Genomic DNA, 19712 nt, shown 5'->3' with positions numbered 1-19712 from the left:
CCTCGATCCTTCTAGCGGGCCTGCTCGGCGAGCTGGCTGCCCGCGGCACCGTCTGTCTTGTTCATCGCGGCCTTGCGCTCGCCCACCCACTGGTCGAAGCGCTCCTTCGAGACGGCCTCGACTGCGATCGGCATGTAGGCGTGGCCGGTGCCGCAGATCTCGGAGCACTGGCCGAAATAGACGCCCTCGCGCTCGACGCGCATCCAGGTCTCGTTCACGCGGCCCGGGATCGCGTCCATCTTCACGCCCAGTGCCGGCATCGCCCAGGAATGGATCACGTCGCCGCCGCTCATCAGCATGCGGATGTTGGTGCCGACCGGCACCACGACGCGGTTGTCGACCTCCAGCAACCGCCGCTGGCCCGGCTTGATCTCGTCTTCCGGGATCATGTAGCTGGAGAAGGCGATGCCATCCTGGTCGGGATACTCGTAGTCCCAGTACCACTGGCGGCCGGTGACCTTGATCGTCATCTCGGCGACCTCGGTGCGGTCCATGAAGTACAGCACCTTGAACGACGGCACCGCGATGATGATCAGGATCAGCACCGGAACCGCCGTCCACAGGACCTCGAGCACGGTGTTGTGCGAGGTCCGGGTGGGCGTGGGGTTTCGCTTCGCGTTGAAGCGCAGCACCACGTAGACCAGCAGCGCCAGCACGAAGAGGCTGATCAGGCTGATGATCACGAGGAGCAGGTTGTGGAAATCGGCAAGCTGTTGCTTGACCGGAGAAGCGCTGACCTGCAGGCCCAGCTGCCACGGGTGGGGCTCGCCCACAGTTCCGCCGGAGTCCTGGGCCATCGCCGGCATCCCGGCGAGCAGCGCGGTGACGAAGGCCGTAAAGACGGCGCCGATCCCTTTCACGGTCATCCCCAACCACTCATCCTTTTCGGCGAGCCCGGGCGGGCTGCCCATTGTCCCTGCGGTCCCGGCCGTCGTCGTCGACGCGGACGGGGATGCCCTTCCGGCCCGGGGTTCCCGGGGTCGGGCAGGCGGCGGAAGCTACATGGCCTGACAACAGGCTACCAAGACGATCACCGGCCACCCCTTGGCACATTTTGTCGCAGGGCTGCGCGGCTTGATCTGCGTCAACGACGAAAATCGTGCACCTGATACCTGGGCCAGGGGTGCGGGTCAACTTGCCGCAGAGTTTCCGCGCCGCAGCGGCCCCCCTAGGAGGCGTGCCCGGCATTTCTCAGTGCCGTCCGGCCAGGGCCCGGCGCAGCCGGCGCACCCCAGTCCAGACCAGCGCCAGAACCACCGGAATGGCCGCCGCGGCGGCTATGTCGGGGTCGACGGCCGCGCCCGCGGCCTTCAACCCTTTGGCCGCGTAGCCGACCAGACCCAGCAGATAGTAGCTGATCGCGACGACTGACAGCCCCTCGACGGTCTCCTGAAGGCGGAGCTGGAGCTGCGCGCGCCGGTCCATGCTCTGCAGCAGGTCGCGGTTCTGGCTCTCCAGGGCCAGGTCGACCCGCGTGCGCAGGAGGTTGCTCGCGCGCGCGATGCGCGCCGACAGCGCCTCGAGCCGCCCGGCGACCGCCTCGCAGGTCCGGATCGCAGGCTGCAGGCGCCGTGCCATGAACTCGCCCAGCGTCTGCAACCCCTCGATCCGGGACTCGCGGAGCTCGGACATGCGGCGGTCCACCAGGTCGGAATAGGCCCGGGCCGCCGAGAACCGGTAGCTGGTCTCGGCCGCGATCTGTTCCGCTGCCGCGGCGAGCCGCGTCAGGGCACGCAGCAGCGCCTGCTCGTCCTCGTGCCCCGCGGCGGTCGCCGTGCGCTGCGTCAGCGCGGCCAGCTCGGCCTCGATGCCGCTGATCCGCGGGAGCACGCTGCGCGCCGGGGGCAGGGCCAGCAGGGCCATCATGCGGTAGGTCTCGATCTCAAGGATCCGCTGCACGGTCCGGCCGGCCTGGCGGGGCGACAGGTGGAAGTCGGCGAGCACGACGCGCGAGAAGCCGTCGCCATGGATCCGGAAATCCGTCCAGAAGCGCGCCGCCTCGCCCGAGACCACGGATCCTACGAAGCTGTCCGTGCCGAAGGCGCCGACCAGCCCTTCCGGCGAGGCCAGGGTCGAATCGCGGGGCACCAGCGCCAAGTGGATGCCGACCAGCCGCTCGCCGGGCAGCTCGGCCAGCCAGTCCACCGGCAGCGCCGCGATGGCCGTGTCCGAGAAGGCCGCGCCGGCCGGGTCGGGCCGGAAGACGGTCCAGGTCGAGAACTCGGTGTGCCGCTCCCATTTCAGGCGGAAAGGGCCCAGGTCGGCGCTGTGGTGCGTGGCCTCGTCCGGTGGCGGCGGCGCGCCGGCGCGGCTGCAGAGCCGGGCGAGGTGCCGTCGCTCGGCCTCGTCCGCGCCCTCGCCCGACAGCATGGCGAGGTGGGTCACGCGTAGGGGCGTCTGCAGCCGCTCGTGGGGCCGCGCATGGACCTCATTGGTCAGGAGGTCGCGCAACGCGTGATCGCGCAGCACGGTGAGGGCGCTGGCCGGGGGGCCGAGGGTGCCGATGGACATGCCGGATCTTTATCTCACGGATGGCACGCCGCTGGAAACCGGCCCTGCGCGCTTCCCGTCCTGGTGCGGCCTTGCCGCCCCCGCTCCGCTGCCCACATAGTATTCCTGCCCATTTCCGGAGTTCCCCATGAGCAATCTCGCCGTGACAGACGACCTGTTCTTCAACCGCGCCGGCCTCGATCGCGCGCGGGTCGAGACGATCGTCGCCGACGCTCTGAACGGCGCCGACGACGGCGAGCTCTTCCTGGAATACGGCCAGTCCGAGAGCCTGGCCTGGGACGACGGCAAGCTGAAGAGCGCGTCGTTCGATACCGCCCAGGGCTTCGGGCTGCGCGCGATCTCGGGCGAGGCCACGGGCTACGCTCACGCGGCCTCGCTCAGCGAGGATGCGATCCGCCGCGCGGCCGCCACGGTCCGGGCGGTGCATGCCGGGCATGGCGGCACGCTCGCCGAGCCGCCCGCGGGCACCAACCGCGCCCTCTACGCCGCGGAGAACCCGCTCTCGCAGGTGGATTTCGAGGACAAGGTCAAGCTGCTGGCGGCCATCGACGCCTATGCCCGTTCCAAGAACCCCCGGGTGCGCCAGGTCTCCTGCTCGCTGTCCGGCGAGTGGCAGGCGGTGCAGATCATCCGGCCGGACGGGTTGCGCGTGGCCGACGTGCGCCCGCTGGTCCGCCTGAACGTCTCGGTCGTGGTGGCCGACGGCGACCGCATGGAGAGCGGCAGCCACGGCGCCGGTGGCCGCACGGCCTATGAGCTGTATCTCCGGCCCGAGACCTGGCAGGCCCATGTGGACGAGGCGCTCCGCCAAGCCCTGGTGAACCTGGAATCGATTCCGGCGCCGGCCGGCGAGATGCCGATCGTGCTGGGCCCGGGCTGGCCCGGCATCCTGCTGCACGAGGCCATCGGCCACGGGCTCGAGGGCGACTTCAACCGCAAGAAGACCTCGGCCTTCGCTAGCCTGATGGGCCAGCGGGTCGCCGCGCCCGGCGTCACCGTGGTGGACGACGGCACGCTCGAGAACCGACGCGGCTCGCTGACGGTCGACGACGAGGGCACGCCCACCCAGTCGACCACGCTGATCGAGGACGGCATCCTGGTGGGCTTCATGCAGGACCGCATGAACGCCCGCCTCATGGGCGTACGTCCCACCGGAAACGGCCGGCGCCAGAGCTTCGCCCATCACCCGATGCCGCGCATGACCAACACGGTGATGCGCCCCGGCGACCGCGACCCCGCCGAGATCATCGCCTCGGTCGACCGCGGCCTCTATGCCGTGAACTTCGGCGGCGGGCAGGTGGACATCACTTCGGGCAAGTTCGTCTTCTCGGCCTCGGAGGCCTATCTGATCGAGGGCGGCAAGATCGGCCCCGCGGTGAAGGGCGCCACCATCATCGGCAACGGGCCGGACGCGCTGACCAAGGTGACCCTGGTCGGCAACGACACCCAGCTCGACCCCGGCATCGGCACCTGCGGCAAGGAGGGCCAGGGCGTTCCGGTCGGCGTCGGGCAGCCGACGCTGCGCATCGACGGCCTGACGGTCGGCGGCACCGCCGCCTGACCACGCCCGGCGCCGCCCCGGATCCGACCGGGCGCCGGAGGGGCTTGCCAGCCTGCGGGCCGGCGGCTATCTCCGGCGTTCCGGAACGGAAGGGCGGTACATGGAACAGCCGGGCGACACGGCGGGCGACGGCGCGATCGCCCCGGGCCTGATGCGCGGCGTCAAGATCGCCATGGCGGTCATGGGCGTCCTGATCCTGGCGGGATTCGCCTTCATCGGGTTCGAGATCTATCACCGCGCGACCGACCCGGAATACCGCGCCGGGCTCGATGAGCGCGGCCGGACCGTACGGCCGGAGGCTGCGCTGCGCGAAGGCGGCGCCTACCTGCTGCCGGCAGGGGCCGAGATCGTTGCAGCGGTGCCCGTGGGCAACCGCCTTGCCGTCACCGTGCGCCACGCCGACGGCACGCAGTCGCTTCTCTTCGTCCATCCCGGGACCGACGAGATCGTCGAGGCCCTGCGTACCCAGCCCGCGCGGCGCTAGGCGCGGGGCAGCGCCTGCCGCGTCAGGCCGCGTCGCGCGGCGGGGCATCGCCGGACGGCTGGCCCGGCACCATCACTTGGTCGACCAGGGTCGAGGCGAGCTCGGTGCGTCCGCAGAGCGGGCATTCGACCGATATCGCCAGCCGGTCCGACATGAAGACATGCCCGTCCGGGCATTCGATTCGATAGCCGCCGTGCTCGCGGGCGAGGATCCTCATGGGGCTCTCCGTTCCGGAACCTGCATATTCTCATAGCGGTGCAGGCGCCGGTGGGGCGAAGCCTCAGTAGGCGTACTCCCGGAAGACATGGTCCAGCCTGCCGTCCCAGGGGCCTTCGAACCGGCGCAGCATCTCCTCGGCCTGGGTCACGCCGGTCTCCGCCGTGCTGTCGAGCACGTCCAGGAAGCGGGTCTCGTCCCGCCCCGCGGCATCGCGCCGGGCGCGGGCGGCAAGGCCCGCCCGTGCGATCGCCAGCGCCTCGCGTGCGACCGGCTGCAGCGTGGCGCCGCGGAAGGGCGTGCGCAGCCCCTGGCGGGGAACCTCGCTGCGCAGGCGCGCACGGTCCTCGGCCGTCCATCCCTTCACGAGACTCCAGGCGGCATCGAGCGCCGCGCCGTCGTAGAGCAGACCGGTCCAGAACGCGGGAAGCGCCGTCAGGCGGCTGGCGGGGCCGCTGTCGGCGCCCCGCATCTCGAGGTAGCGTTTCAGCCGGACCTCTGGGAAGGCGGTGGTGACGTGGTCCGCCCAGTCCGTGATCCGCGGCAGCTCGCCCGGCAGGCCCGGCAGGCGGCCCTGGAGGAAGTCGCGGAAGGACTGGCCCGCCACGTCCACGTAGCGGCCGTCGCGATAGACGAAGTACATGGGGACGTCGAGCAGCCAGTCCACGTAGCGCTCGATCCCGAAGCCGTCCTCGAAGACGAAGGGTAGATCGCCGGTCCGGTCCGGGTCCGTGTCGGTCCAGACATGGGCGCGGTAGCTCAGGAAGCCGTTGGCCCTGCCTTCCTTGAAGGGCGAGTTCGCGAAGAGCGCCGTCGCCACGGGCTGCAGCGCCAGGCCGACTCGCAGCTTCTTGACGAGGTCCGGCTCGTCCGAGAAGTCCAGGTTCACCTGCACCGTGCAGGTCCGCAGCATCATGTCGAGGCCCAGCGAGCCGCGCTTGGGCATGTAGTCCCGCATGATCCTGTAGCGGCCCTTGGGCATCCACGGGACCTCGTCGCGCGTCCAGGTCGGAGAGAAGCCCAGGGCCAGCATCCCGATACCGAGGGCGTCGCCGACGCTGCGGACCTCGTCCAGGTGGCGGGCGATCTCGGCCTCGGTCTCGTGGATCGTCGGCAGCGGCGCGCCCGAGAGCTCGAACTGCCCGCCGGGCTCCAGGCTCACATTCGCGCCGCCCGGTCCGGCCAGCGCGATGATGCGCCCGTCCTCGCGCACGGGTTCCCACCCGAACCGGGTCAGCCCCTCCAGCAAGGCGCCGATCCCGCGGGCGCCCTCGTAGGGGACCGGCCGCAGATCGTCCGTCCGGAAGGGGATCTTCTCGTGCTCCGTACCGATCAGCCACTCTGCGGCCGGCTTGAATCCCTTCTCGATCCAGGCCACGAGCTCGCGGCGGTCGGTGATCGGCTCGCCGCTGGTGCTGGGAGGGGCGGACATGGTCGCTCAGGTCTCCGGATCGGATCGGAATGGGGGTCTCGAATCGCTCCCCGCCGCGGTCCAATCCCCGGCGAGGGCCTGCCAGCAGGCCAGGGCCGCGAGCGCCGCCGTGTCTGCGCGCAGGACCCGGGGGCCCAGCCCGACGGGCACAACAAAGTCGAGCCGCCGCATCCGGTCAAGCTCGTCCTTGGAAAACCCGCCCTCCGGCCCGGTCAGGACCGCCGCCGGACGGCCGCGGAATGCCTGGGCAGCCTCGGCGATCGGGCGGACGGGGCCGGCCTCGGCGCAGGCCAGCAGCACACGGCCGGCAGGCCAGGACGCAAGGATCGCCTCCAGGCGCTCGGGCTCGCGCAGCTCGGGGACCGACAGACGCTCGGACTGCTCGGCGGCCTCGATCGCGTTGGCGCGCAGGCGTTCGGTGTTCACGCGCGCCACGTCGGTGTGCCGGGTCGTCACGGGCCAGACCACGGAGACGCCGAGCTCGGCCGCCTTCTCGGCGACGAAGTCGATGCGGGAGCGCTTGATGGGCGCGAAGAGAAGCCACAGGTCGGCATCGGCCGACTGCTCGCGGGTGCGCCGCTCGACCGCAAGGCTGCACCAGCCCTTGCCGAGCCCCTCGATGCGGGCCAGCCACTCGCCGTCCCGGCCGTTGAAAAGCGCCAGGCGGGCTCCGCGGTCGAGGCGCAGCACGGTGCGGAGATAGTGGGCGCGTTCGGAATCAAGGCCGACTACCGTCCCATCGGCCAGTGGTTCCTCGACGAACAGACGGGTCTCGTATTCCTCGCGCATGCCGGCACTCTAGCGGGGCGCGCCGGCTGCGCAAGGTGCCGCCGTCCAGGAGCGCGCCCGGACGCGGTGCCCGGGCCGGAAGTCCCGGCCCGACCCGACGCGCGCTTGCCCCCCATGCCTGCCGCTCCTCCGCCGTCCCGCTGCCGGACCTGGTCCGGATCTCGCCGGGTCCTACCCCGCGGCGCGACTTGATGCCGCTCCGAAGCGGGCGTCAAAATCGTCTTTCTCATGCACTGGGTGAGAATTCCTAATGCGAAGCGGGCGGCCTTGCCGGTGTCCACCGTCCCGGTATGATGCCGCGCCATGAACCCGACCGAGATGCCGGCGCCGAGCCGGACCGAAAGCGGCCATTCCGGCATCGGTCACACCGACATAGTCCGGGGCGACTGGATCGACAGGTACGCGCCGGCGGGCTGGCGCCCCTACATGCGGCTGGCCCGGCTTGACCGGCCCATCGGGACCTGGCTGCTGCTGTTCCCGGGCTGGTGGAGCATCGCGCTCGCCGTCGAAGGCTGGCCGGACCTGCGCCTGATGACGCTGTTCGGCTTGGGCGCGGTGGTGATGCGCGGGGCCGGCTGCGTGGTCAACGATATCCTGGACCGCGACTTCGACGCGCGGGTCGAGCGCACGCGCGGCCGGCCCATTCCCAGCGGCCAGGTCAGCGTGCGCCAGGCGCTCGCCTTCCTCGCCTTCCTGCTGCTGCTGGGGCTCGCCGTGCTCCTTCAGCTCCGGCCTGCGGCGATCGGGCTGGGGGTGCTGTCGCTGGCGCTGGTGTTCACCTATCCCCTGATGAAGCGGATCACCTGGTGGCCGCAGGCCTTCCTGGGCCTGACCTTCAACTGGGGCGCGCTGATGGGCTGGGCATCCGTGACCGGCGGGCTGGAGCTTCCGGCGCTGGTTCTCTACGCGGCCGGGATCGTCTGGACGCTGGGCTACGACACGATCTACGCCCACCAGGACAAGGAGGACGATGCGCGAATCGGCGTGAAGTCCACCGCCCTGCGCCTGGGCGCGGCATCGCGTCCCTGGGTCGCGGGCTTCTATGCCGCCACCGCGGCCGGGCTGGTCCTGACGGGCCAGGCGGCCGGGTTGGCCGGGCCGTGGTGGCTGCCGCTCATGGCCATCGCCGCTGCACAGCTCGCCTGGCAGGTCGCGGGCTGGCGGCCGGACGACCCCGCCGACTGCCTGCTGCGCTTCCGGTCCAACCGCTGGTTCGGCTGGCTGGTGCTGGCCGCGATCGTCGCCGGCCGCGTGGGAGGCGGAGCGCCATGACCGGGCAGGGGCAAGAACGGGCACAGGCGCATGCCGCCTTCATCCGGGAGAACACGGAGGTCGTCTCGCCACCGCTCGTCCCCGAGCTGCGCATCCACATGGCGACGGAGGTGACGCCGCTCTGGCTCGCCACGGAAGCGGAGATGGCGCGCGTCAACCTGCCGCCGCCCTACTGGGCCTTCGCCTGGCCCGGCGGGCAGGCGCTGGCCCGCCATGTCCTGGACAATCCCGGCATCGTGCGCGGACGGACCGTCCTGGATTTCGCGGCAGGCAGCGGGATGCTGGGCATCGCCTGCGTCCTGGCGGGCGCCGGCCGGGTGATCGCCGCCGAGATCGACCCCATCGCGGTGAGCGCGATCGCGCTGAACGCCGCGATCAACGACGTGACGATCGAGGTCGTCTCCACCGACCTCGTGGGCGATCCTCTGGACGGCGTGGATCTCGTCCTGTGCGGCGACGTCTGCTACGAGCGCCCCATGGCCGACCGGGTCATCTCCTGGCTACGGCCGCTCGCCGCGGACAGGACGGTGCTGCTGGGGGATCCCGGTCGCGCCTACCTGCCGGACAGCGGGCTCGAGCTCCTGGCCCGCCATGCCGTCCCGACGCCACTCGACCTCGAGGATCGGACCGTCCGCGACACCGCGGTCTGGCGCCTGCTGCCAAATCAGCGGGCGGGCTAGGCGAGGGGCGGCGCGACCGCTTCTCCGCTTGACGGCGCGTGCGTGCCGTCGGATCTCACTGGGGCCTCCAGGAGACGGCGCCGCCCGGTCCCGTCCTCCTGGTCGGCGTTCCGTCCCCGAAGGCCCAAGCCATGCCCTATTCCTCGCTGCGCGACTTCATGGACCGGCTCGAGCGCACGGGGAGGCTCGTCCGCGTCGGGGCGCCGGTCTCCCCCGAGCTGGAGATGACCGAGATCCAGACCAGGCTGCTCGCCCAGAAGGGGCCGGCGGTGCTGTTCGAGAACCCCGTCCGTGCCGACGGGACGCCCTACGGCATGCCGGTGCTCGTCAACCTGTTCGGCACGGTGGAGCGCGTCGCCTGGGGCATGGATCGCGAGCCTGCCCAGCTCCGCGAAGTCGGCGAGACCCTGGCCTTCCTGCGCCAGCCCGAGCCGCCCGGCGGCCTGCGCGAGGCGTTCGAGATGCTGCCCCTGGCCCGGACGGTGCTGGCGATGAAGCCCAGGACGGTCTCCTCGGCGCCCTGTCAGGAGGTGGTGCTGCGGGGCGACGAGATCGATCTCGGCCGCCTGCCGGTCCAGACCTGCTGGCCCGGGGAGCCGGCTCCGCTGATCACCTGGCCGCTTGTCGTGACAAAGGGGCCGACGGGGAAGCGCGAGGACGACTTCAACCTTGGCATCTACCGCATGCAGGTGCTGGGCCGGGACCGCACGCTGATGCGCTGGCTGCGCCACCGCGGCGGCGCCCAGCACCACCGTCGTTGGCAGGCCGCCGGCAAGCGCGAGCCGCTGCCTGCCGCGGCGGTGATCGGTGCCGATCCCGGCACGATCCTTGCCGCGGTGACGCCGGTTCCCGACACGCTGAGCGAGTACCAGTTCGCCGGGTTGCTGCGCGGGCGCAAAGTCGAGCTCGTCGACTGCGTGTCGGTCCCGCTGAAGGTGCCCGCCCAGGCGGAGATCGTGATCGAGGGCCTCGTGAGCCTGGACGAGTACGGCGACGAGGGTCCCTACGGCGACCACACCGGCTACTACAACGCGGTCGAGCCCTTCCCCGTGTTCCAGGTCACCGCCGTCACCATGCGGCGCCAGCCGATCTATCTCTCGACCTTCACCGGCCGCCCGCCCGACGAGCCCAGCGTTCTGGGCGAGGCGCTGAACGAAGTCTTCATCCCGTTGCTGCGCCAGCAGTTCCCGGAGATCGTGGATTTCTGGCTGCCGCCGGAGGGATGCAGCTACCGCATCGCCGTCGTCTCCATGCGCAAGGCCTATCCCGGCCACGCCAAGCGCGTGATGATGGGGGTCTGGTCCTATCTGCGGCAGTTCATGTACACGAAGTGGGTCATCGTCGTGGACGAGGACATCGACGCGCGGGACTGGAAGGACGTCATGTGGGCGGTCAGCACCCGCATGGACCCCGCGCGCGACCTGACGGTGATCGAGGGGACCCCGATCGACTACCTGGACTTCGCGAGTCCCGAGAGCGGGCTCGGCGGCAAGGTCGGGCTGGACGCCACCAACAAGTGGCCGCCCGAGACCAAGCGCGAATGGGGCGAGCAGATCCGCATGGACCCCGATGTCGTCGAGCGCGTGACGCGGCGCTGGGACGAGCTGGGCATACCCCTTCCCGGGCGCCCCATCTGGAAATGACGCCGGCAGCATTCTTGCGGGCTTCATTTCGTTTTCTGCTTTCGTGTTGCCGGGCGGCAGCGAGATGTCGCGATTCGTTGCATAATCGCGGTATTTGATTCATATTTATAAAATAGGGCGAAGATGCGGGGAAAATACGCATGGGCGCGAACCAGCTGTTCGACTTGGCCCGGCTCGGGATCTTCGGCGTCAGCCTGATCGTCTTCGCCTATGAGCTCGTAATGCCGTTCATCCGCTTTCTCGTGATCAAGGCCGACCAGGAGGCCATCTCGGCACGCAGGGCGGGCATCGACGGCCGGCTCGCCAAGGCGCAGGAGGAGGTGAAGAGCCTCTCCGCGGACCGGCAGAAGGCGGAGGTCCGCCTGCTGCAGCTCACGCGGCGCAAGGAGGCGCTGCAACAGGAGATGACCCGGCAGCAGAGCGCCAATTTCGAGCTCGTCCACGAGGTCGGCGAGCCCCGGCCCGGCGCCCGCGTCTTCATGGCCCCGATCGCCGTGCGGCCCGACTTCGTCCACCTGCCGGACCAGGAGGTGCCCTTCGCGCGGGAGATCTGGCGCCATCGCAACGTGGCGCAGGTGCTGGCGGCGAACGAGGTCGACGCCAAGCGGTTCCTCGCCACCGCCTTTCCGCGCCAGTCGGGGCTGGATCCCGCGGCGCCGGCGCCCCAGGCGGGGTGAGCGTCGATGGACCCCGTCCTGATCCTGTCGCTCTTCATGATTGCGGGCGCCGCCTTCCTGCATACGCGGCTGCTGCGCCGGACCCTGCGCGACCAGCGCGCCCGGCTCGAGGAGGCGCGGCTCGCCCTCGGAAAGGCGCGGCGCGCGGCCGACGAGGCCGAGCTGGCGCGCCGGAACGTCTCCGAGACGCTGGAGCGCAGGGCGGCGGAGCTCGCCGAGGCCGAGAAGGCCGTCGACGCGCTCGAGCAGCGCTTCGCCGAGCTCAAGCTCAAGCCGCCGCGGCGCTACTTCGTAATCGACCGGCAGTCGCCTCGGGGCCTGCCGATCTGGGAGGTGCCCGTGCGTGCCCGCGACGGCGCCCATGTCCCGGAGATCACGCGGCCGTCCTGGTCGGCCGGCCGCACCTATCTCGTCACGGCGCAGACCAGCCACGAGGCCGGGTTCCGCTGCATCTCGCGGTTCCCGGCGAAATCCGGCTTCGAGGTTGGGCAGGCCTCGCCCTTCCAGGCCGGCGGGAACGCCGGCGCCGCCCGCGGGCCGCGGGTGGTGGGCCGCCAGGGCGCTACGGAGCCGGATCCCGCGCCGGACCCCGCGCCGGACGAGGCGCCGACCGCGGAATCACAGGAGGCGGCCGCGGCGCCTCCCCCCGCGACCGTGGCGGCCGAGGGCGCGGCCTGACCCGGGCAGGCGCGGCCTGACCCCGGGAAGGTATCCTGCCCCCAGGCAGGCGCCGCCGTCCGCGCGGACTTCTTGCCCGTTCCCCCGTGCTCCCATGCCCGTGCCCCCTACCGGAACGTGGTCCGGCACCCCATACTCTCGGGGACCGAAGGAAGACGGAGACCGGATAGATGCCCGCGGACGCCAAGGCCGATGCCCTGAACCTGCTGCAGGACCTGATCGGCAAGGCAAGGGCCGCCGGCGCTGACGCCGCGGATGCGGTGCTCTTCGACGCCGCGTCCCTGTCCCTCTCGCAACGGCTCGGCAAGCCCGAGCGGCTGGAGCGCTCGGAATCCGGCGATCTCGGGCTGCGCGTCTTCGTGGGGCGCCGCCAGGCCATCGTGTCCAGCACCGATCGCAGCCCGCAGGCCCTGGCCGAGCTGGTCGAGCGCGCCGTTGCCATGGCGCGCACCGTCCCCGAGGACCCGTATTGCGGCCTCGCCGATCCCGTCGAACTGGCGCAGAGCTGGCCGGACCTCGACATCTGCGATTCCGAGGAGCCCGAGGCCGAGCTGCTGATCGCCCAGTGCCGCGCGGCCGAGGAGGCGGCCCTGGCCGTCCAGGGCGTCACCAATTCCGAAGGTGCCGAGGCGGGGTGGAGCCGCTCGTCGATCGCCATCGCGGCCTCCAACGGCTTCGCGGGCGGCTACGACGTCTCGCGCCGGTCCCTCTCGGTGTCGGTGCTCGCCGGCAGCGGTACGGGAATGGAGCGGGACTACGACTACAGCTCGACCGTCTATGGCGGGGATCTCGATGATCCCGCGAAGATCGGTCGGAACGCCGGCGAGCGGGCGGTGCGCCGGCTGAACCCGCGCAAGGTCCGCACGGGCAAGGTGCCTGTGATCTACGATCCCCGGGTCTCGCGCGGGTTGCTGGGCCACCTTTCGGGCGCGATCACCGGACCCGCCATCGCCCGCGGCACCAGCTTCCTGAAGGACAAGATGGGCCAGCGCCTGTTCCGCGAGGGCATCAGCGTGGTCGACGATCCCCACATCCGCCGCGGCCTGCGGTCCAAGCCCTTCGACGGCGAGGGCGTCGCCATGGAGCGGCGCGAGGTGATCCGCGACGGTGTGCTGACGACCTGGCTCCTGGACCTGCGCTCGGCCCGGCAACTCGGGCTGCGCACGACCGGCCATGCCTCGCGCGGGACCTCCTCTCCGCCGTCGCCGGCGCCTTCCAACTTCTATCTCGCGCCGGGACGGCGCAGCCCGGCCGAGCTGATGGCCGATATCGGCCAGGGCCTCTACGTGACCGAGCTGATGGGCATGGGCGTCAACGGGGTGACCGGCGACTACAGCCGCGGCGCCGCGGGCTACTGGATCGAGAACGGCGAGATCGCCTATCCCGTGAGCGAGCTGACGGTCGCCGGCAACGTGAAGGACATGTTCATGGAGCTGGAGCCCGCCAACGATCTGGAGCTGCGCTACGGCATGGATGCCCCGACGGTGCGCATCGACGGCATGACGGTGGCCGGCCAGTAGCACTGGGCCGCCTGCCGGCCGGTCATTTATTCCGCATCCGGAATGAAGCGTCTGCGCGGCAGGGGGGTGGTCTGCCGGCCGCCGTGGTCGCGCCAGCCATTTCGAGTTCGGAACGAAATGGGGCATGCCCCGGTGCGCCATCGGCGTGCCGGGATCAGGATGCCTGCAGCCTCTCCGCGGTGCAGGCTTTCAGCCGTGCGCCGAAATCGGCCGCGAGCGCGGCCAGCGTGACGTGCCGCAGCCGGGCCAGAAGGACCGCCTCGGCCTCGCGGAAGGCATCCTCCAGCGCGGCGTTCACGGACTGCTCCACAAGGCAGCCCGGGCTCTCGGTCCGGTGCCCCATCGCGAAGACCGGGGGCGAGCCGAGCGCCCGGTAGATATCGTCCAGCGTGATCGTGGCGGGATCGCAGGCCAGGGTCCACCCGCCTCCGTGCCCCTTCTCCGAGCGCAGATAGCCGGCCTCGCGCAGCCCCGCCATGACCCGCCGCACGACGACGGGATTGGTTCCCATCATCGCCGCGAGCCGGTCGGAGGTGACCGCTTCCCGGGCCGAGATCATGTGAAGAAGGACGTGGAGCACGCCCGACAACCTGCTGTCGCGTCTCATGCAACACAATGTGTTGCGAGGCTGCGCGGGGTCAAGGTGGGTGATGCCGCGCCGCGGCTCCTTCGGCCGCCGCTCCTTCAGCCGCCGAGCCCGGCCGCGGCAGGAGGCCTGCGGCCGAGGATGCGCAGCTTGCCCAGGACAAGGGCAACCTCGGCCTTGATGGGATGGTCGGCCAGCCAGACGCCGGCCAGCCAGCCGGCGGCGCAGCCGGCACCCGCCATGGCTATGGCGGCTGGTCCCATGGAACCGGGCGGCACGGCCAGGCTGACGGCGGCGGGCACGACGAGCGCAGAGGCGCTCACAAACGCACTGGGACGCAGGGCGCGGAGCGTGGCGCCGAAGCGGATCGTGGAGACGCCGGCCAGCATCCGGAAGCAGGCCGCGACCATGCCGATGGCCACCACGATCTGGGCCGCCGCCACGGCCTCGAGGCTGATCAACGCGCCCAGCGGGATCAGGGCGGCGCGCAGCGCGAAGAAGCTGAGCTCCAGCCGGAAGTGGCGGCGCACCTGGCCGAGGCCGATCAGCACGCCTTCGGCGAGCGATGCCATGGCCATGATGGCGAAGGCGACGGCAAGCAGGCGCAGGACCGGCGCCGAGGCCTCCCACTGGGCGCCGAACAGCAGGACCAGCAGCGGCTGCGCCATCAGCCCCAGGAAGCCGAAGAACGGCCAGGCCACCGCCGAGATCAGGGCCATTCCGTGGCGGAACTGGGCCGCGGTCTCGGCCTCGCTGCGCAGGCGCGCGAAGGCGGGCAGGGCGACCGCGACCACCGCGGCCTCGACGCCGCTTCGATAGATCATGGTCAGCGCGTGCGCGCGGTCGTAGAAGGCGACGGCGCTGAAGTCCATCAGGCGTCCCAGGACCAGGTTCTGCAGGTAGATCCCGGCTTCGTAGATCAGCGCCGCGGCGCTGTAGTAGCTGCCGAAGCCGACCACATGCGACCAGCCGCGGAAGCTCGGCATCATGAAGACCAAGCCCGGGCGCAGCGCCGCCAGCATCGCGATCCCCGCAACCTGCCCGCACAGGGCGCCCCATGCCATGCTCATGTAGCCGAACCCGCGGGCGGCGAGCGCCAGGGTCACTGCCACTTGGGTCGCGATGGTCGCGAGATGCATCGCGCATTCCGCTCCGAAGCGCATCTCACGCACGATCATCGCCCGTGCGGGAAGCCCGAATGGCACCAGGAAGAAGCCCAGCGCCAGAAGGGCCAGCACCTCTGCCATCCCGGGCTCGCCATAGAAGCCCGCCACCAGATGGCGGCCCAGCAGGACCAGCGTGGCGATGGCCCAGGAGACCAGCAGCGCGAAGCCGTAGGCCGAGCGCAGCTTGCCGGGTGTCAGGTCCTTCTCCTGGATGATGTAGGTGGAGACGCCGAACTCCCGGAAGGACTGGGCGATCACCACGAAGGTCATGCAGACCGAGAAGACGCCGAGCTCCGTCGGCGTCAGCATTCTCGCCAGCACCATGGTCGAGGCGAACTGGGCCACGAAGCCGACGTATTTGGACAGGGTCGACCAGTAGACCGACCGCCGCAGATCCGACATGGCGCGTCCTTCCCCGGCCGCGCTCAGGCGCCGTGCGGCTGCGCCGTCCGGCCCGGCTTCATCCGGTGCCAGACGCCGCGGAGCGTGTCGGCGATGCCGGGCGGCATCGCGCACAAGGCGAGCTGGGCGTAGGCGCGGGGCTGCCACGGGCCGTGGGCGAGGCTCTTTAGGTAGTGGCGCCGCGCCTCGGCGATGTCGCCGGCGGCCACCGCCTCCTCGGCGTTCCAGGCATGCGCGCGGCGGAACACCTCGCGCAGCATCCAGGGCGGCAGGTCGATGCGGTGGCGGTCGCGCCCCAGGGTGCGCGTCAGCGTGCCCAGGAAGGCTGCCGCCATGGCGCGGGAGCGGTGGCTGATCGCGCCGGGAACGCCGGTCTGGTATTCGATCGTCGGCAAGTCCACGTAGGCGACCGGCCCCTCGCGCGTGGTCCGCAGGTGGTACTCGTAGTCCTCGCCCGCGACCTTCAGGCCCTCGTCGAAGAACCCGACCTTCTCGAACCGGTCGCGCCGCAGCAGGACGGTGGGCGTGTGCACGAGGTTGCCCATGATCATCGGCGAGTAGATCTCGCCGCACCAAGCCTCGGCCGGGCCGGCCGCGTCCCAGGGGCCGCCCCCGAGCGTGGCGCGCTTCGGGAAGAGCTGCTCGCGCGTGAACCAGCGGTAGCTGTCGGCGTACATGGTGCGCAGGTGGCGTGGGTCCCAGGCGCGTCCCGCCGGATCGATGGCCTCCATGTCCGTCCAGACCATCCCCGCCTCGGGGAAGGCCCGGAAGCAGGCGAGCTGGAGCTCCAGCTTCCAGGGCTTCCAGACATCGTCTGAATCCAGGAAGGCAAGATAGTCCCCGGACGCGGCGCGCATGGCCCGATTGCGGGCGGCGGGCGCCCCGGCATTGTCCTGCCGCATGAAGCGCACGCGCGGCTCGGCGCCATAGCGCCGCTCCATCACCGCGGCCGTCGCGTCGGTCGATCCATCATCGACGACGATCGCCTCGACGGCACGGTGCGTCTGGTTCAGCGCGCTGTCGACGGCGCGCGTCAGCGTGTCCGCTCGGTTGTAGGTCGGAATGATGACGCTGACGAGATCGGCCATGGATGGCTCCGGTGTCCTGGGCTCAGGCGGAAAGGCGGGCGGGCTCGGGCGTTCCGGCCGGCGCCGCGCGGGCCGCCCGGCACGCGTCGAGGATTTCCGCCGCAGTGGCGAAGCGGCCGCCCGCCTCGCTGGCGAAGAAGTCGAAGAAGGCGTCGCAGGTCGCAAGGAAGGCGCGAAGCTGCGCCTCGTCGCGGACATAGGGCGTGTGTCCGGGAACGAGGGATGGGCTGTGATAGCAGAGGGTCAGGACGCGGTGCCCGTCGGCCAGCATGGCGCGCGCGACCCGCTTCAGGTCCTCCAGCCCGCAGCCCTCGGGCGTCAGGGGGATGCGCTCCAGCAGGCCGGTCCTGGCCGCGATGCCGGGCAGGCGCAGCGTCCGGCCAATCCGCCCTTCGAGCCAGGGGAACAGCGCGGGGCCGCGGGCGGACAGGCGGCCGGCGAAACCGGTCGAGACCGGCAGCTCCAGAAGCCGGTCACCGGGACCGAACCAGAAGGGCCGGTCCGGCCCGGCGCGGAAGTCGGGCCCGCCGTCGCCGCGGAAGCTCGTATGGGGCACGACGCTCGCGTCGATCTCGTAGCCGAGCTCGGCCAGGATGCCGGGCGTCTGCGGCCCGATGCCGTAGCGCCCCGCCTTGTAGAGGCGCGGGTGACGCCCGAAGTTCCGCTCGATCAGGCGGGTCAGCGCGTCGATCTTGCGACGCTCCAGCTCGCGCGGCAGGTTGCCGGCATAGGAGTTCGGGGCCGAGAGCGTCTCCTCGTGCGGCGGGTTCACCCAGGGGTGCAGGTGCGCGCCGATCTCGCATTCGCCGCGGTCCAGCAGGCGGCGCATGAAGGCGATGGAGACGGGGGTGGCCGCGACCGGCCAGTCGATGGCGTAGGTCGGAGCGATGCCATGGCGGCGGAAGACCGCCTGCATGGAGGCCTGGGCCGGGATCGAGGCGACTCCCACGGCGCTCCGCGAGAAGGGCTTCGACCAGTCGAACTCCTCTTCAGTGTCCACGATCACCGCCAGGACGGGCGTGCTGCCTGGCGGAAGGGCGGCCGGTTCAAGAGCCTGTCTGAGCGCGTCCAAGGAGTTCCTCCATGACCGGACGCCGCCCGACCGAAAGGGGCGCCCTTGGCTGGAAGGCTAAGCGCCTCTCTCCACAATTGAAGGGAACATCCGGGTTAACCGGTCCCGTCCGTCGGGGCGCGCCGATCGCGCCGGCCGTCGCGCGCATGAGCCTTTGCCCCGGCCCTGCCGCCCGCCGTAACCCTTTAGCCTGGAACCCGAAGCCAGGAGTGCCGGACCCATGGAGGTGATGCGCGTCAGCATCGAGCCGCTCGGCGACCCCGCGGCCCTAGAGGCCGCCTGGCGCGATCTGGAGGCGCGGGCGACGCCGTCCTTCTTCACGAGCTGGACCTGGGTCGGCTGCTGGCTTGCCGAAACGGGCGCCGCGCCATGGATCGTGCGCGTGCGGGCCCAAGGACGCATCGTCGGGCTCGGGCTGATCGCGGGCGCGCGGAGGATGCGCCATGGCTGGCTGCGCAGCAACGCCCTGCTGCTTCAGGAGACCGGCGATCCCGGCATCGACGAGATCTACGCCGAATACAACGGCCTGCTGGCCGAGACCGGCCGCGAGGCGGAGGTGCTGGCGGCCTTCCTGGACCACCTGACTGCCGGGCGGGACCTGCCGCCCGGCGTCGGCGGCTGGGACGAGCTGCGCCTGGGCGGCGTCGGCCAGGCCTGCCTGGACGCGGCGGCGCGCACCGGCCTGCCGGTCCGGCTCGAGGACGTCCAGCCCTCGGCGGCAGTGGATCTCGAGGCCGTCCGCGCCGCGGGCGGCGACTATCTGGCGGGGCTCAGCGCGAACACGCGCCAGCAGCTCCGGCGGGCCTGCCGGCTCTACGAGGCCCGCGGCCCTCTGGCGGTCGAGGTCGCCCGCGACCTGCCCGAGGCGCTGGATTTCCTCGACGCGCTGGCCGAGCTGCACCAGCGGACCTGGGAGGCGCGAGGCAGGGCCGGCGCCTTCGCATCGCCCTTCTTCGGGCGCTTCCACCGCGCGCTGATCGCGCGCGGCCTGCCGCGCGGCGAAGTCGAGCTGCTTCGGATCCGGGCGGGCGGCACGACGCTCGGCTATCTCTACGACTTCGCGCGGGGCGGCTGGGTCGGGAACTATGCCAGCGGCTTCGCCTACGAGGAGGACCCCAAGCTCAAGCCCGGCCTCGTCTGCTTCCGCATGACGATCGAGCATCACCTCGCGCGCGGCGCGTCCAGCTTCGACTTCATGGCCGGCGGCCAGCGCTATAAGACGTCGCTGGGCTCTCCCGGCCCGACCCTCTACTGGATCGACCTGCGCCGCCCGCGGCTGAAGTTCCGGGTCGAGGGGGCGCTTCGCCGGCTGCGCGACCTGGTGCGCCCGCGCCCGGGCCAACACCCCGACCCGGCCGCGGCCGCGGCCGAGGCCTGAGCCGCCCGCAGGCGCCGTACCCGGTGGTTCCTTGCGGGCGGCGCGCCGCCTACATCATCCGATTGCACCGGTGGGCCCGGAAGGGCCGGCCTTCGCGGGGATCGTGCAATCCCTGCGCGCTATGTTCGGGCAGCGCGGGGCCGCAGCGGCCGCGCGGCGACCGGCAGGAGGGCAGGGCGTGACGGCGATCGCACGGGTGGACGAGCTGGCTTGCGGGAAGGTGCTGACCAGGACGGCCCGCCGCCCCACGGGGGAGGAGGTCGGCATCCTGCTCCTGCAGGCGGGCGAGGGGATCTTCGCCTACGAGAACCTGTGCCCGCACATGGGAGTGCCGCTCGATGGCGGCACCGGCCGGGTCCCGCGCAAGCGCGACCACGTCTTCTGCGCCGCCCATTTCGCCACCTTCGACGCAGCCACGGGCGTCTGCATCTGGGGTCCCTGTCAGGGCCGGGCGCTGGAGCCCGTCCCGATCGCCGTCGTCGACGGCGAGGTGCGGCTGCACTGGGCTGCGTCCTGATCCGCGGACGAGCCGGAACTGCCGGAACGGAGCGCTGAGG

Annotated in this window: 19 protein-coding genes; 10 read left to right on the top strand and 9 right to left on the bottom strand. The window is 71.3% G+C overall.

The features are described 5' to 3' along the window. Positions 1-11: 11 nt before the first annotated feature. Positions 12-866 carry a cytochrome c oxidase subunit II gene (gene coxB / locus JUB13_RS06900; protein ID WP_207478041.1) on the bottom strand — a complete coding sequence of 285 codons (855 nt, stop codon included), beginning with the start codon at positions 864-866 and terminating at the stop codon, positions 12-14. A 325-nt stretch (positions 867-1191) separates the two neighbouring features. Next, positions 1192-2511: a DUF3422 family protein gene (locus tag JUB13_RS06895; RefSeq protein WP_207478040.1), complete on the bottom strand. Its 1320-nt coding sequence runs from the start codon at positions 2509-2511 to the stop codon at positions 1192-1194. A gap of 127 nt (positions 2512-2638) precedes the next feature. Here JUB13_RS06895 and tldD point away from each other — a divergent pair, with 127 nt between their 5' ends. Together tldD and JUB13_RS06885 are read left to right on the top strand one after the other, a co-directional pair. Next, positions 2639-4072: a metalloprotease TldD gene (gene tldD / locus JUB13_RS06890; RefSeq protein ID WP_207478039.1), complete on the top strand. Its 1434-nt coding sequence runs from the start codon at positions 2639-2641 to the stop codon at positions 4070-4072. A 100-nt stretch (positions 4073-4172) separates the two neighbouring features. Next, positions 4173-4556: a hypothetical protein gene (locus JUB13_RS06885; RefSeq protein WP_207478038.1), complete on the top strand. Its 384-nt coding sequence runs from the start codon at positions 4173-4175 to the stop codon at positions 4554-4556. A gap of 22 nt (positions 4557-4578) precedes the next feature. Here the strand turns inward: JUB13_RS06885 and JUB13_RS06880 are convergent, their stop codons facing one another. From JUB13_RS06880 to JUB13_RS06870, 3 genes are all read right to left on the bottom strand, one after another. Beyond that, on the bottom strand, positions 4579-4773 hold the full coding sequence (locus JUB13_RS06880) for a hypothetical protein (protein ID WP_207478037.1): 195 nt from the start codon (positions 4771-4773) through the stop codon (positions 4579-4581). Between the two features lie 63 nt (positions 4774-4836). After that, on the bottom strand, positions 4837-6204 hold the full coding sequence (locus JUB13_RS06875) for a glutamate--cysteine ligase (protein ID WP_207478036.1): 1368 nt from the start codon (positions 6202-6204) through the stop codon (positions 4837-4839). Positions 6205-6210: 6 nt separating this feature from the next. Continuing rightward, positions 6211-6993: a 16S rRNA (uracil(1498)-N(3))-methyltransferase gene (locus tag JUB13_RS06870; protein WP_207478035.1), complete on the bottom strand. Its 783-nt coding sequence runs from the start codon at positions 6991-6993 to the stop codon at positions 6211-6213. 318 nt (positions 6994-7311) lie between these two features. Between JUB13_RS06870 and ubiA the strand changes: the two genes are divergently transcribed. The 6 genes from ubiA to JUB13_RS06840 all read left to right on the top strand — a co-directional run bounded on the left by ubiA (position 7312) and on the right by JUB13_RS06840 (position 13463). Then, a complete protein-coding gene (gene ubiA / locus JUB13_RS06865) occupies positions 7312-8265 on the top strand; it encodes a 4-hydroxybenzoate octaprenyltransferase (protein WP_207478112.1) in 954 nt (317 codons plus the stop codon). After that, positions 8262-8945 carry a class I SAM-dependent methyltransferase gene (locus tag JUB13_RS06860; protein ID WP_207478034.1) on the top strand — a complete coding sequence of 228 codons (684 nt, stop codon included), beginning with the start codon at positions 8262-8264 and terminating at the stop codon, positions 8943-8945. The genes ubiA and JUB13_RS06860 overlap by 4 nt, the downstream gene beginning before the upstream one ends. A 131-nt stretch (positions 8946-9076) precedes the next feature. Further along, positions 9077-10588 carry a UbiD family decarboxylase gene (locus tag JUB13_RS06855; RefSeq protein ID WP_207478033.1) on the top strand — a complete coding sequence of 504 codons (1512 nt, stop codon included), beginning with the start codon at positions 9077-9079 and terminating at the stop codon, positions 10586-10588. 140 nt (positions 10589-10728) lie between these two features. Beyond that, entirely contained in the window at positions 10729-11265 is a 537-nt protein-coding gene (locus tag JUB13_RS06850) for an SNF7 family protein (RefSeq protein ID WP_207478032.1), read from the top strand. Positions 11266-11271: 6 nt separating this feature from the next. Beyond that, entirely contained in the window at positions 11272-11943 is a 672-nt protein-coding gene (locus tag JUB13_RS06845; protein ID WP_207478031.1) for a hypothetical protein, read from the top strand. Between the two features lie 170 nt (positions 11944-12113). After that, complete coding sequence (locus JUB13_RS06840; RefSeq protein ID WP_207478030.1) at positions 12114-13463, top strand: TldD/PmbA family protein; 1350 nt, start codon at positions 12114-12116, stop codon at positions 13461-13463. Positions 13464-13617: 154 nt separating this feature from the next. Here the strand turns inward: JUB13_RS06840 and JUB13_RS06835 are convergent, their stop codons facing one another. From JUB13_RS06835 to JUB13_RS06820, 4 genes are all read right to left on the bottom strand, one after another. Beyond that, positions 13618-14070, bottom strand: coding sequence for an Rrf2 family transcriptional regulator (locus JUB13_RS06835; protein ID WP_207478029.1), 453 nt, complete (start codon positions 14068-14070; stop codon positions 13618-13620). Between the two features lie 77 nt (positions 14071-14147). Beyond that, a complete protein-coding gene (locus JUB13_RS06830) occupies positions 14148-15617 on the bottom strand; it encodes an oligosaccharide flippase family protein (RefSeq protein ID WP_207478028.1) in 1470 nt (489 codons plus the stop codon). Positions 15618-15640: 23 nt separating this feature from the next. Beyond that, positions 15641-16705, bottom strand: a complete 1065-nt coding sequence (locus JUB13_RS06825; RefSeq protein WP_207478027.1) for a glycosyltransferase family 2 protein — start codon at positions 16703-16705, stop codon at positions 15641-15643. Positions 16706-16727: 22 nt separating this feature from the next. Beyond that, the gene (locus JUB13_RS06820) at positions 16728-17777 is read right to left on the bottom strand and encodes a polysaccharide deacetylase family protein (RefSeq protein ID WP_207478026.1); all 1050 of its coding nucleotides are present in this window, start codon (positions 17775-17777) and stop codon (positions 16728-16730) included. A gap of 220 nt (positions 17778-17997) precedes the next feature. Here JUB13_RS06820 and JUB13_RS06815 point away from each other — a divergent pair, with 220 nt between their 5' ends. Together JUB13_RS06815 and JUB13_RS06810 are read left to right on the top strand one after the other, a co-directional pair. Continuing rightward, positions 17998-19155 carry a GNAT family N-acetyltransferase gene (locus JUB13_RS06815; RefSeq protein WP_207478025.1) on the top strand — a complete coding sequence of 386 codons (1158 nt, stop codon included), beginning with the start codon at positions 17998-18000 and terminating at the stop codon, positions 19153-19155. A 178-nt stretch (positions 19156-19333) separates the two neighbouring features. Continuing rightward, positions 19334-19672: a Rieske (2Fe-2S) protein gene (locus JUB13_RS06810; RefSeq protein WP_207478024.1), complete on the top strand. Its 339-nt coding sequence runs from the start codon at positions 19334-19336 to the stop codon at positions 19670-19672. The last annotated feature ends 40 nt before the right edge of the window (positions 19673-19712 follow it).

The sequence above is a fragment of the Arenibaculum pallidiluteum genome, from assembly GCF_017355985.1.
GTDB classification, from domain to species: domain Bacteria; phylum Pseudomonadota; class Alphaproteobacteria; order Azospirillales; family Azospirillaceae; genus Arenibaculum; species Arenibaculum pallidiluteum.
Note: the sequence above shows the minus strand (reverse complement) of the source record. Positions and strands in the feature narration are given on the sequence as shown.